Source organism: Klebsiella sp. K47, assembly GCF_051858335.1.
GTDB lineage: Bacteria > Pseudomonadota > Gammaproteobacteria > Enterobacterales > Enterobacteriaceae > Klebsiella > Klebsiella pneumoniae.
The window spans coordinates 1-850 of record NZ_JBPYUI010000084.1 but is presented as its reverse complement, the minus strand read 5'-3'; the positions used below and the strand labels follow the sequence as shown (position 1 = coordinate 850).

Genomic DNA, 850 nt, shown 5'->3' with positions numbered 1-850 from the left:
TCAATGGCTGCCACTGCAACCAGCGAGATTCTGGATGCCACCACTAACTCTATCTCCAACAACCTGACAAACGTCCTGACAGGCGCTGCTTCGTTTAAAGATGGGATGTCGAATATTTTTTCTTCCCTGGGCGAAACGGTGATTAAGACGCTGATCCAGATGGCAACACAGGCGTTGATCACTAAAGCGATTATGGCGTCATTTGGCGGCGGAGCGGGTGGGTTGTTCGGTAGTCTTTTTGGCGGTGCCAGCGGTGCGGCAAGTAGTGGTACCGCTATTCAAAGCGCGGGAGCTAATTTTTCATTCAACGCTCTCGGAGGCGTTTACGATTCTCCGTCACTTTCTGCCTACAGCAATGGTGTTTACAGCACTCCCCAATATTTTGCGTTTGCGAAAGGGGCGGGTGTATTCGGCGAGGCCGGGCCGGAAGCCATCATGCCGCTTACCCGTGGCGCTGATGGCTCGCTGGGGGTTCGTGCGGTTGGTCGAGAGTCTCCGGCGGTACAGAACGCAGCAAATCAGATTCAGGCGCAGCCACGGATAGCTGTTAGCGTGGACGCACGAAGCACATTCACCGGCAAACCGGATGACATAACGATGCAGGCTGTTGAGCGAAGAAATAACGCTCTTGAACAGCGGATAATTAACACCTTAACCGCAGAGATAGATAATCCACAGAAGAAATTCGGCCGGGCTATTTACTCCAATCTACAGTCCAAAAAACCACGATAACCTGCCCGGAGGGAATATTCATGGCAGATATTTTCTACCCGGATGAATACCTGCCCATGCCGCTTATGGACGGGTACGGGTTTAAGCCCATATCACCTTTACTGCGAACGGAGATGAC

The 850-nt window shown here is 52.2% G+C and carries 1 pseudogene; it reads left to right on the top strand.

The window, feature by feature from the left end:
- A pseudogene (locus RRF55_RS27160) lies at positions 1 to 732 on the top strand (phage tail tape measure protein); the annotation flags it as partial.
- Between the last annotated feature and the right edge of the window lie 118 nt (positions 733 to 850).